At 39.7% G+C, this 12,442-nt stretch carries 12 protein-coding genes; 11 read left to right on the top strand and 1 reads right to left on the bottom strand.

Going from position 1 to position 12,442, the window contains the following annotated elements:
- Positions 1–194 precede the first annotated feature (194 nt).
- Positions 195–1,415, top strand: a complete 1,221-nt coding sequence (gene fabB / locus QE177_RS09455; RefSeq protein ID WP_280549067.1) for a beta-ketoacyl-ACP synthase I — start codon at positions 195–197, stop codon at positions 1,413–1,415.
- A gap of 89 nt (positions 1,416–1,504) precedes the next feature.
- Here the strand turns inward: fabB and QE177_RS09450 are convergent, their stop codons facing one another.
- The gene (locus QE177_RS09450) at positions 1,505–2,419 is read right to left on the bottom strand and encodes a DMT family transporter (RefSeq protein ID WP_280549065.1); all 915 of its coding nucleotides are present in this window, start codon (positions 2,417–2,419) and stop codon (positions 1,505–1,507) included.
- 113 nt (positions 2,420–2,532) lie between these two features.
- Here QE177_RS09450 and QE177_RS09445 point away from each other — a divergent pair, with 113 nt between their 5' ends.
- From QE177_RS09445 to purF, 10 genes are all read left to right on the top strand, one after another.
- Positions 2,533–3,330 carry a helix-turn-helix transcriptional regulator gene (locus QE177_RS09445; protein WP_280549063.1) on the top strand — a complete coding sequence of 266 codons (798 nt, stop codon included), beginning with the start codon at positions 2,533–2,535 and terminating at the stop codon, positions 3,328–3,330.
- Between the two features lie 99 nt (positions 3,331–3,429).
- The gene (pdxB, locus tag QE177_RS09440; protein ID WP_280549061.1) at positions 3,430–4,560 is read left to right on the top strand and encodes a 4-phosphoerythronate dehydrogenase PdxB; all 1,131 of its coding nucleotides are present in this window, start codon (positions 3,430–3,432) and stop codon (positions 4,558–4,560) included.
- 32 nt (positions 4,561–4,592) lie between these two features.
- Positions 4,593–5,603 (top strand): aspartate-semialdehyde dehydrogenase, encoded by a 1,011-nt coding sequence (locus QE177_RS09435; RefSeq protein WP_280549059.1) that lies wholly within the window; start codon positions 4,593–4,595, stop codon positions 5,601–5,603.
- Positions 5,603–6,418: a tRNA pseudouridine(38-40) synthase TruA gene (gene truA, locus QE177_RS09430; protein WP_280549057.1), complete on the top strand. Its 816-nt coding sequence runs from the start codon at positions 5,603–5,605 to the stop codon at positions 6,416–6,418. The genes QE177_RS09435 and truA overlap by 1 nt, the downstream gene beginning before the upstream one ends.
- A gap of 58 nt (positions 6,419–6,476) precedes the next feature.
- Positions 6,477–7,154 (top strand): DedA family protein, encoded by a 678-nt coding sequence (locus QE177_RS09425; RefSeq protein ID WP_280549056.1) that lies wholly within the window; start codon positions 6,477–6,479, stop codon positions 7,152–7,154.
- Positions 7,155–7,267: 113 nt separating this feature from the next.
- Entirely contained in the window at positions 7,268–8,221 is a 954-nt protein-coding gene (gene accD / locus QE177_RS09420) for an acetyl-CoA carboxylase, carboxyltransferase subunit beta (RefSeq protein WP_280549055.1), read from the top strand.
- 4 nt (positions 8,222–8,225) lie between these two features.
- Positions 8,226–9,527, top strand: coding sequence for a bifunctional tetrahydrofolate synthase/dihydrofolate synthase (folC, locus tag QE177_RS09415; protein WP_280552259.1), 1,302 nt, complete (start codon positions 8,226–8,228; stop codon positions 9,525–9,527).
- On the top strand, positions 9,517–10,134 hold the full coding sequence (gene dedD, locus QE177_RS09410) for a cell division protein DedD (protein WP_280549054.1): 618 nt from the start codon (positions 9,517–9,519) through the stop codon (positions 10,132–10,134). Before folC ends, dedD begins: the two co-directional genes overlap by 11 nt.
- 191 nt (positions 10,135–10,325) lie before the next feature.
- Positions 10,326–10,829, top strand: coding sequence for a colicin V production protein (gene cvpA, locus QE177_RS09405; protein ID WP_280549053.1), 504 nt, complete (start codon positions 10,326–10,328; stop codon positions 10,827–10,829).
- 14 nt (positions 10,830–10,843) lie between these two features.
- Positions 10,844–12,355: an amidophosphoribosyltransferase gene (gene purF, locus QE177_RS09400; RefSeq protein ID WP_280549052.1), complete on the top strand. Its 1,512-nt coding sequence runs from the start codon at positions 10,844–10,846 to the stop codon at positions 12,353–12,355.
- Positions 12,356–12,442: the final 87 nt, after the last annotated feature.

Here is a 12,442-nt window from a genome sequence, read left to right as displayed (position 1 = left end):
AATATTTTAAATAATTAGCCAATTCTAACTAATTTAACCTGAGTGTGCTAGCTAGAGCTAAAATATAAGAATGAAAAAAGATAATTTTTTCTGTAATTTTTTACCTGATCGGACTTGTTCAGCTTACAAGTGTAAGCTAAAGTAACAGGCTAAACTCCCAGTAAATGAATTTCGACTATGAGGTAATACAATCAATGAAGCGTGCAGTCATCACTGGTCTGGGCATTGTCTCCAGCATAGGTAATAACCAGCAAGAGGTACTGGCTTCTCTGAAAACGGGTCGTTCTGGCATCAGGTTTTCAGAAGAATTTGAAAAAATGGGTTTACGCAGCCATGTCTGGGGTAATATTCAACTAACGGAAGAATATATTAAACAAAAAATTGACCGTAAAATTCTTCGTTTTATGAGTGATTGTTCTATTTATGCTTACTTGTCGATGGAAGAGGCTATTGCGGACGCTAAATTGACGCAGGCGCAGATCTCAAATATTCGTACCGGTTTAGTGGTTGGCTCTGGTGGTGGCTCACCGCGTAATCAAGTGGCTGGCTCTGATGGTATGCGGGCAAAGGGATTACGCGGTGTTGGCCCCTATATGGTGACCAAAGCAATGGCTTCAGGTGTTTCAGCTTGTTTAGCCACGCCATTTAAAATTAAGGGCGTTAATTATTCTATCAGCTCTGCTTGCTCAACTTCCGCCCATTGCATTGGCCATGCTGTTGAGTTGATCCAATTAGGTAAACAGGATGTTATTTTCGCTGGTGGTGGTGAAGAGTTAAGTTGGGAACTAACCTGTGAATTTGACGCAATGGGAGCATTATCGACTAAATATAATGCAACTCCAGAAAAAGCTTCACGCACCTATGACCAGGATCGGGATGGTTTTGTAATTGCTGGCGGTGGTGGTATTGTTGTGGTAGAAGAATTAGAGCATGCTTTGGCGCGTGGCGCACATATTTATGCTGAAATTGTCGGTTATGGTGCAACCTCAGACGGTTATGATATGGTTGCCCCTTCCGGTGAAGGAGCGGTGAGATGTATGAAAATGGCATTGGCAGATGTTAAACAGGTTGATTATATCAATACTCATGGCACTTCAACGCCAGTTGGCGATACCAAAGAATTAGAAGCAATTACTGAAGTTTTTGGTAGCAATACGCCAGCGATTTCAGCGACTAAAGCAATGACTGGCCATTCTCTGGGGGCGGCAGGGGTTCATGAAGCTATTTATAGTTTGTTAATGTTAGAGCATGGATTTATTGCCCCAAGCATTAATATTGATAATTTAGATGAAAAAGCACAAGCAATGAATATTATTACGCAGGCCACTGAGCAGAAATTAAATACGGTAATGTCAAATAGTTTTGGGTTTGGTGGAACTAATGCCTCGTTGGTAATGAGTAAATATCATTCATAATTATTTTACTATAAAAAACAATTACCTACTGATAATTTATCAGTAGGTTTTTTGTTATTTACAATATAACCAATTGATTAAATAAGTTATTATTCTTTTTTATTAGTGTTAGATCGGTGGTGATTAAAAAGTTGTGTTAATGGAGTGCTTAATTGCTGCGCTAAAATAACACCGAGTAATACACCCCCACCACCAATTAAATGGTAGCTGTGCATTTTTTCTTTTAAAAATAAAACCGCGATAATGGCCGTAAATACCGGTGCTAAATTCATAAATATTGAGGTTGTATTAGCGCCAAGTCGAAACACACCTTGGATCCATAAATAGGGTGCAATCAGCGAGGCGGCAATCCCGGCAAATAAGATCAAATTAATATTTGCCGCGGTAATCTCTACTGATTTAGCCAGTAAAAAGTTTGGCAATAATAGTATCAAAGCAAAACTAATTTGGATATAAAGTGATTGCCAATTGGGTAATGGGATCGCCCAATGCTTGGTTAATACCCCATAGAGTGAATAAGAAAGAGCAGCAATAAACATCAGTAATTGCCCTCGATTAATTCCCTGGCTAAAAAATATCATTGGTTCACCTTGACTAACAAGCCAGATAAGCCCCAGTAATGATAAAAGGCTACCGATCACTATACCAATAGTAGGAATAGTACGTAGCACAAAAATGCTGAGTATCACCGTTAACAAAGGAATAACTGAATTTAATACTCCCATAAAGGTGGCGCTAACCGTATGAGCAGCATAATAAGCCAAACTTTGGTAAAGAACCATGCCAAGGGCACCTAATATAAACAGTTTGCCGCCATATTGTTTTATCATTGTGCGATTTTTAACTATCCCTTTAATCATAAAAGGGGTGAGTACTAAAAAGGCCAATAACCAGCGATAAAAGGAAATAGCGGCTGGATCAATAACATTTGCCGCCGCTTTACTTACAACCGCATTAATTGACCATAATAAAACCGCAAGCAGGGGAAAAAGAAAATTTTTCATTATTGAGTCATATTTATCTTCTGTTAACTATTATGCTATTTTAACATTGTCTATTTTATTATATATATTTATAATCAGCCAATTGATCCGCCCTTTCTGCCAACATTACTGTGATGAAAAAAATTAAACATAGACTTGAGCCTAATATTATTGAGCCAAAATTTATAGTTTTTCGGAATAATGAATGGTTAGGTGATACTGAGTGTCAATTACATCGCCATAACTTTGGCCAATTAATTTATGTAGTGAAAGGTGTGATAGAGATGCAAGTGGCTACCCAGCATTATATTGCGCCTCCTGAATTTTGTATCTGGATCCCATGCGGTGTTGAACATGCCACTTACAATAAAAAAAGTGTTAAGTTTAATATTTTAGATATTTCTCAGACATTCAGTCATGTGCTGTGTAAAAAACCCTGTATTATTCGTCAAACGCCTATTTTTCATACCATATTATTAGATTTTTATGCGCGTGAGATAACCCAACCTAAGACTGCGGAAGATATTCGCTTAGCTAATGTTTTGATTGATCAATTAAAACGTTCACCTATTCAAAAGACCTATTTACCCGCCAGTAAAGATAAATTTTTAGCCCCTATTTTAACGCAATTACAACAAAATCCGGCAGATAATACTGCTTTAGCGATATGGGCTAAGCGGGTATATACCTCAGAACGTACCTTGTCACGTCGTTGTCAGCAGGAACTGGGGATGTCATTTAGTGAGTGGCGCCAGCGGTTACGTTTTTTACATGCCATAATGAAATTAGAGCAAGGACAGACTGTTCAACAAGTGGCTTTTGATGTCGGTTATAGTTCTGCATCAGCATTTATTACCATGTTTCAACAGATTTCAGGCACAACACCAGAACGCTTTCGCCAAAAAAGTGACGCTGAGCAAACCAGTTGTTAGGATTTATATCATTAACATGGCAAAATAGCTTCTTGCTACCTAATCGAATAGTAAAAAGCGATCGGTTAATTTTAATAAAGATAATTGGGCATTAGATAAGTGAAAATATTGATTGATGAAAATATGCCTTACGCAACTCAATTGTTTGCAACATTAGGTGAAGTTAAGGCTGTTTCTGGGCGTTCAATCTCATCGTCACAGTTAGCAACAGCAGATGCTTTAATGGTGCGTTCTGTTACGCAAGTCAATGAAGCATTACTTAAACAGAGTAAGGTAAAATTTGTTGGTACTGCAACGGCCGGATTTGATCATGTTGATAGGCAATGGTTAGCGCAAGTGGGTATCGCTTTTTCTGCTGCACCGGGTTGTAATGCGATCGCGGTGGTAGAGTATGTTTTTTCCGCTTTGTTGTTACTGGCTGAACGTGATGGTTTTGATTTGCGAGAAAAGACAGTCGGTATTGTTGGGGTTGGTAATGTTGGCAGTCGTCTTAATGCGCGTTTAAAGGCTTGGGGCGTCAATACGTTACTTTGTGATCCGCCTCGGGCAGAGGCTGCTGATAATAGCGAACAATTTTGGCCATTGGAAAAATTAGTTAGTCAGGCGGATATCTTAACTTTTCATACCCCTTTAAATAAATCTGGCTGCTATTCATCTTATCATTTATTAAATGAAGAGTTGCTTGCTGCTATGCCAGCAGGACGTATTTTGCTAAATACTAGCCGCGGGGCTGTTGTTGATAATCAAGCATTATTAAAAGCCTTAGAAAATGGTAAGAAAATCGACGTGATATTAGATGTTTGGGAACATGAGCCCTCTCTTTCCTTACCTTTGTTAGCTAAAACTAGCATTGGCACGCCACATATTGCCGGTTATTCTCTAGAAGGTAAAGCGCGCGGTACTACTCAGATTTTTGCCGCATTTAGCCAGTTTTTAGGCCAAGAGGCGCAAATTAAATTAGCTGATTTATTACCTATTGCAGAGTTTAATGAGATTACCTTTCGCGGTGAATTAACCCAGGCAAATTTAAAACGTTTAGTACATTTAGTTTATGATGTTCGGCGTGATGATGCGCCATTAAGAAAAGTTGCTCATCATGTTGGCGAATTTGATCATTTACGCAAATATTATCCAGAACGCCGTGAATGGTCATCGCTAAAGGTCAGTTGTGATAATGTCGATGCGGCTAACATATTAAAAATGCTGGGTTTCAATAGTAAATTAATTTGAGCGAAATGCACAGAAGATTGGAGAAAACCAACATGACAGAAGGTTGGAGTATTGCACTATTAGGCGCTACCGGCGCGGTCGGTGAAGCAGTATTGAGTTTATTACAAGAGCGCCAGTTCCCTGTTGGTGAGTTATTTCTATTAGCTAGTGAAAACAGTGTCGGAGAAAGTATCCGTTTTAATGGAAAACAACACTCTGTCATGGATGCACAGTTATTTGATTGGACACAGGCACAAATCGCTTTTTTTGTTGCTGGTAAAGAAGCGTCTGCTCGTTATGCAGAGCAGGCGGCACAAGAGGGTTGTATAGTCATTGATAGTAGTGGTTTATTTGCGCTAGAACCGGATATTCCATTAGTTGTACCTAATGTTAATCCTCATGTGCTGGCTGATTATCGTAACCGTAATATTGTTGCCATTGCTGATAGTTATGTCAGTCAATTGTTAGTCGCCATTAAACCGCTAATCAATGTTGCCGGTATTCAACGTTTAATCTTAACCAATTTATGTTCAGTTTCAGTGCATGGTAAAAGTACAGTGGATGAATTGGCCGGTCAAAGTGCCCGATTATTAAACGGTTTACCCGTTAATAATGACCGTTTTGCTAAACAGTTAGCATTTAATCTATTACCCTTATTAAGTGATGTTGAAGGTTCTGTCCCACAAGAGCGCTGTTTAGTTGATCAAGTGCGTAAAATTTTACAGAATGATGGATTATCGATAGTTGTCAGTTGCATACAAGCGCCGGTTTTTTATGGTAATGCACAAGTGGTTCATGTGGAAACATTACGTCCAATGACCGTGCAAGAAGCCTGGCAAGAAATTGCTCAATTTGATGATATTCAGTTAGTTGGCGAAGATGACTTTCCAACTCAGGTAACCGATGCTTCAGGTAGTGATCAATTAAGTATCGGTTGTATGCGTAATGATTATGGAGCACCTGAGATATTACAGTTTTGGTCGGTTGCCGATAATACCCGATTTGGCGGTGCTCGAATGTTAATAGAAACTGCGGAGCGATTAGTGCAGGAGCAATATTATTAATGTTGGAAAAGCAACCTCCTTTACCAATGTTTAAAATTGCGTTAGGCATAGAGTATGATGGTAGCCATTATTATGGTTGGCAGCGTCAACAACAGGTAAAGAGTATTCAAGCTTGTGTGGAGTTTGCGCTAACTAAAGTCGCGAATGAATCTATCCAAGTCTGTTGCGCTGGGCGCACGGATGCGGGTGTCCATGCTACAGGCCAAGTGATCCATTTTGAAACGTCTGTGATACGTAAAGATTCAGCCTGGACGATGGGCGTTAATAGCCATTTACCCGCTGACATCGCCGTACGTTGGAGTAAAGACGTTGAACCGGATTTTCATGCTCGTTTTAGTGCCACTGCGCGTCGATATCGTTATATTATTTTTAATCACCGATATCGACCAGCGATATTAGCCACCGGCGTTACTCACTATCATGCACCTCTAGATGCTGAAAGAATGCATATTGCAGCTCAGGCCTTGGTTGGTGAGCAGGATTTTACTTCATTTAGAGCTATTCAGTGTCAATCTAAATCGCCTTGGCGTAATATAAAGCATGTTCATGTTAAACGTTATGGTGACTATATTGTGGTTGATATCAAAGCCAATGCCTTTGTTCATCATATGGTACGCAATATTGTTGGTAGTTTGCTGGCGATAGGGTGCGGTGTTCAGGATATTAACTGGATTGCCGAACTTTTAGCATTGAAAGATAGAACCAAAGCGGCGGCAACTGCAAAAGCAGAAGGGCTTTATTTAGTTGCTGTCGATTATCCGTCAAAATATAAATTACCGACAACGACCGTAGGACCGCTTTTTTTGCCAGAATAATGAATTTAATTTTGCGTTTAAATAGGCAGTGTTAAAGTTGCCAACTATTGGATTTTTTATGGAATTTATTACTTTTATTATTGATTTTATTATACACATTGATCTCCATTTAGCTGAATTGGTGGCTAAGTATGGCATTTGGCTATATGCCATTTTATTTTTGATAGTATTTTGTGAAACTGGACTAATTGTTACGCCTTTTTTACCGGGTGACTCGCTATTATTTGTTGCTGGTGCATTAACGGCACTGGAGAGTAATGATCTAAACGTTCATTTAATGGTAGTATTAATAATTATTGCTGCGGTTATTGGTGATGCTGTTAATTATACTATTGGTCGCTTATTCGGCGAACGTCTATTTCGGAATCCCAACTCAAGAATTTTTCGCCGGATCTATTTGGAAAAAACGCACCAATTTTATGAAAAACATGGCGGTAAAGCGATTATCTTAGCTAGATTTATACCTATTATTAGAACATTTGCTCCATTTGTCGCAGGGATGGGAAAAATGTCCTATCGGCATTTTGCTTTTTATAATGTGGCAGGGGCTTTATTATGGGTTCTATTATTTACTTATGCGGGTTACTTTTTTGGTGATTTGCCAATTGTTCAGCAGAATTTAAAATTATTAATTGTGGCAATTATTTTAATTTCTATTCTGCCGGGTATTATTGAGATTTGGCGCTATCGTCGAGCATCAATTAAAGAAAAACAGGTTGTTAAACCAAAAAAATAGATAGTCATTAGCAGGTTTGATCAGTTTTTTATCCACTATGCTTTGGCATTGTGGTTTAATGATTAACATAATAATGAGACTGATAATGTAATTTCAGACAGAAAGGTCTATTAATGAGCTGGATTGAAAAGATTCTTAATAAAAGCAATATTACCCAGACCCGCAAAGCGAGTATCCCTGAAGGGGTTTGGACAAAATGTGATAGCTGCGGGCAAGTGCTCTATCGTGCTGAATTAGAAAGTAATTTAGCCGTATGTCCAAAATGTGATCATCATATGCGTATTTCGGCCCGCCAACGCCTGGCTTCTTTTCTTGATGAAGGAACCACGGCGGAATTAGGTAGTGAATTAGAACCGAAAGATATTTTGAAATTTCGTGATTCAAAGAAATATAAAGATCGCATATCAGCGGCACAAAAAGCGACACATGAAAAAGATGCTTTAATTGTGATGAAAGGCACGCTTAAAGGTATGCCGGTTATTGCGGCAGCTTTTGAATTTGCTTTTATGGGTGGCTCAATGGCTTCGGTTGTTGGTGCACGTTTTGTACGTGCGGTTGAGCAAGCACTGGAAGATAATTGTCCATTAGTCTGTTTTTCTGCCAGTGGTGGTGCTCGCATGCAAGAAGCATTAATGTCGTTGATGCAAATGGCAAAAACCAGTGCGGCACTGGCGAAGATGCAGGAGCGAGGGCTTCCTTATATTTCAGTACTTACCGATCCAACCATGGGGGGCGTATCAGCAAGTTTAGCCATGCTAGGTGATATTAATGTTGCTGAGCCGAAAGCGCTAATTGGCTTTGCAGGCCCGCGGGTTATTGAGCAAACAGTACGTGAAAAATTGCCAGCAGGTTTTCAACGCAGTGAATTCCTGATAGAAAAGGGCGCGATTGATATGATTGTCAGACGGCCTGAAATGCGGGATAAACTAGCTGAAATACTGGCTATGTTAACTCATCAAAACGTACAAGACGCAAGCCAAATGGATATAATTACCTTAGTTGACGATGATCTGGAGCCACCCTATCGTGAGAAACCCGAAATTGACAACAAATCCGATCAAAAATGACAATATATCTGATCCTTTGATGATACCAGAGGCGACCTCTTCGTTAGCTAGCTGGTTAACTTATTTAACCAATCAGCATAATAAAATTATCGATATGGGGCTGGAGCGGGTTGGTGTTGTTGCTCGTCAACTGGATCTTTTACAACCGGCGCCGAAAGTGGTTACGGTTGCAGGAACAAATGGTAAAGGAACCACCTGCCATACATTGGAATCTATTTTAATTGAAGCCGGATTAAAAGTCGGCGTTTATAGCTCTCCACACCTGCTGGATTATACTGAGCGTGTTAGGATCCAAGGTAAGATGTTGCCTGAAGAGGAATTTTGCCGCGTTTTTGCTGATATTGAATCTAAACGCGGCACAACAACGTTGACCTACTTTGAATATGGTACCTTAGCAGCTTTGCAATTATTTAAACAAGCTAAACTTGATGTGGTTATTTTAGAAGTCGGTTTAGGTGGACGATTAGATGCCACCAATATTGTGGATGCGAATATTGCTGCGATCACCAGTATTGCATTGGATCACATTGATTGGCTGGGTAGTGATCGGGAACAGATTGGTTATCAAAAGGCCGGTATTTTTCGTTCAGCACGCTATGCGGTTGTGGGTGAACCAGATATGCCAAAGTCGATTAATGAGGTAGCTCAAGCTTTGGGCGCAAAGTTATTTCGTTGTGGGGTAGATTGGCAATTTGAACCACAAAATGATCATTGGCATTGGCAATCCCATGAGCAAGATTTTAAGCAGTTACCTTTGCCAAATGTCCCATTAGCTAATGCTGCAACAGCATTGGCAATTATTGATTGTTTAATCAAAGAGGGTGATGCCATTAGTCGGGCCATATCATTGCAGGCTATTCACCGGGGATTAATTAAGGCAAAATTACCAGGCCGTTTTCAAATTATTAGCCAGCAACCTTGTGTAATTTTAGATGTTGCCCATAATCCCCATGCGGCGGCTTATTTAGCCGACAGACTCTCTCGCTTGCCCAGGCAGAAAAATACTAAAGTTTATGCAGTTGTCGCTATGTTAGCCGATAAAGATATAAAAAGTACTTTATCTTATCTGGCACCGCAGGTTGATAAATGGTATCTCGCTTCATTAAGCGAAATACGCGGCGCTGATGCTGCACAATTAGCACAATATGTTGATTCACCTTACCAATTTGATACGGTCAAAGATGCCTGGTTGCAAGCAATAAGTCAAGCTAATGAACAGGATATTGTAGTGGTTTGTGGCTCATTTCATACTGTCGCTGAAGTTATGGAACTGCAGACAAAAGAGGAAAGCTTAAGTGGCCAGTAAGTTTCAAAACCGTTTGGTGGGAACGATTGTTATTGTTGCCGTTGGCGTTATTGTATTACCGGTATTATTGGATGGGAATAAGAAATACAATGAAACTGAATTTGCCGCGATCCCTTTGGTGCCTAAAGCCAGCGATGAATATGAAATTGAACCTATTGCGCCAATTAATCCAAAACCACTAGTGACACCCTCAGAGAGCGCTGCACAAGCAATGATTTCTGAAGCTATTTCTGATTCAAAGAGCAAATTAGCAGATAGTCAGTCCGTTCAACAACAAGCAAAGCCAAAATCCGTAGCTAAAGTTGAAAAACCAGCGTTGGAGCCAGAACAAAGTACTAAGTCGAATGAGAAAAGCAAAGCACCACAGGGACGGGCTTATGTCATTCAGTTGGGCGTACTAAAAAATGCAGCAAAAGTGGAAGAGATTATTGCTAGATTACGTTTATCTGGCTATCAGGTCTACACTGAGCCATCATTACCGGTTAATGGTCAATTGACACGAATTTTTATTGGCCCAAATGCGTCGAGAGAAAAATTGCAGTCCAGTTTGTCGGAATTGAAAGATTTAACCGGCTTACAAGGTCAAATACGCAGTTATAAGCCTTAAAATGGGTATGTACTAATAGACAAAACATATTGATACTAATCGATTATATTAATTACTTACGCGGCGATCATGATTTATCTTTTCGCCGCAAATTTTTGCCGCTGTTCAGCAAAATATCTAACGCAAACGTTTTCGTTTTCTGCTAGAATGCGTTCGACCATGCTGAATGTTTAATTTCTTGGATTAAAATTATGGTTTGGATTGATTACGCTATTATTGCCATTATTGGTTTTTCTGCCTTGGTTAGTTTAATTCGTGGTTTTGTACGAGAAGCTTTATCACTGATTACCTGGGGTTGTGCTTTTTTTGTTGCTAGTCAATTTTATCCTTATCTGGCAACTTATCTGACTCGTTTTGACGACCCGCTGATCAGAAATGGTATTGCCATTGCGATCTTATTTATCGCAACGTTAATTGTAGGTGCTGTAGTCAATTATGTAATTAGTTCGTTAGTTGAGAAAACTGGATTATCAGGCACTGATCGTGTGTTAGGCGTCTGTTTTGGCGTATTGCGCGGTATATTAATTGTGTCGGCAATTTTGTTTTTTCTAGATACTTTTACACCCCTGCCAAAAAGTGAAGATTGGCAACGTTCTGAATTGATACCCCAATTTAGTCATATTATTAGATGGTTTTTTGATTATTTAAAAAATGCATCAAGTTTTTTACCGGAAAGTATCACTCCGCTTGGCTGATGAGGAAAAAGTAGATGTGCGGTATTGTCGGTATTGCTGGTTTCACACCAGTTAACCAATCAATTTATGATGCGCTAACAGTGCTTCAACATCGTGGGCAAGATGCTGCAGGTATTGCGACGATTGATGAAAATAAGCAATTTCGTCTACGTAAATCGAATGGCTTAGTAAAAGATGTGTTTGCTGCTCGCCATATGCTTCGTTTGCGGGGCAAAATGGGGATTGGCCATGTGCGTTATCCTACCGCGGGTAGCTCCAGCGCTTCCGAAGCACAACCTTTTTATGTTAATTCACCTTTTGGCATTACATTAACCCATAATGGTAATTTGACTAATGCACATGAATTAAGAAAAACGCTATTTGAAACGGCCCGTCGTCATGTAAATACTTCTTCTGATTCAGAAATCCTACTCAATGTCCTGGCTCACGAACTAGATCAATTTGCTCATTTTCCCCTGACAGCAGAAAACATTTTTACTGCTATTGGCGCAATGCATAACAAAGTTCGCGGTGCTTATGCTTGTGTTGCGATGATTATTGGGCATGGTTTAGTGGCTTTTCGTGATCCGTTTGGTATTCGCCCTTTGGTGCTTGGTAAGCGCACATTGGAAGGCGGCCAAAATGAGTATATGGTTGCTTCGGAAAGTGTCGCTTTAGATACCCTTGGTTTTGAATTTTTGCGTGATGTAGCACCAGGGGAAGCAATTTATATTACTGAACAGGGGCAACTTTTTTCCCGTCAATGTGCAGAAAATCCACAGCTAACCCCTTGTCTATTTGAGTTTGTCTATTTAGCTAGACCCGATTCTTTTATTGATAAAATATCGGTTAATAAAGCTCGTTTGCGGATGGGGCAAAAATTGGGTGCTAAAATTGCTCGCCAATGGCAGGATTTGGATATTGATGTTGTGATCCCGATCCCTGAAACTTCTTGTGATAGCGCGCTAGAAATCGCCTATATTTTGGGTAAACCTTATCGCCAAGGATTTGTTAAAAATCGTTATGTGGGGCGCACTTTTATCATGCCGGGGCAGCAAGAGCGACGTAAGTCGGTACGTCGTAAGCTAAATGTTAATCGAGCAGAATTCCGCGATAAAAATGTTTTATTGGTCGATGATTCTATTGTGCGCGGAACAACTTCTGAACAGATTGTTGAGTTAGCACGCGAAGCAGGAGCAAAAAAGGTCTATTTTGCTTCGGCATCACCAGAAGTTCGTTTTCCCAATGTGTATGGTATTGATATGCCGTCAGCCAATGAGTTGATTGCCCATGGGCGTGAAGTGGATGAAATTCGTCAACTTATTGGTGCGGATGATTTAATTTTCCAGGATCTTTCGGATTTAATTGCTGCTGTTAGAGAGGAAAATCCAGATATTACCACTTTTGAAAGTTCGGTCTTTAATGGTATTTATGTCACTAAAGATATTGATCAAGCTTATCTGGATTATCTGGAAAATCTCCGTAAGGATGATCAGTTAAAAGAACATAATGAAATCGAAAATTTAGAAATTTACAACGAAGGCTAATTTGTTGTTATATTTTGAATTAAGTTAGACTTCATCGCATATTGTCAAGCCTACAATACTGAAGTCTATTTTATCGTTATTATTGAG

The organism is Arsenophonus sp. aPb, from assembly GCF_029873475.1.
Classification (GTDB): domain Bacteria; phylum Pseudomonadota; class Gammaproteobacteria; order Enterobacterales; family Enterobacteriaceae; genus Arsenophonus.
Note: the sequence above shows the minus strand (reverse complement) of the source record. Positions and strands in the feature narration are given on the sequence as shown.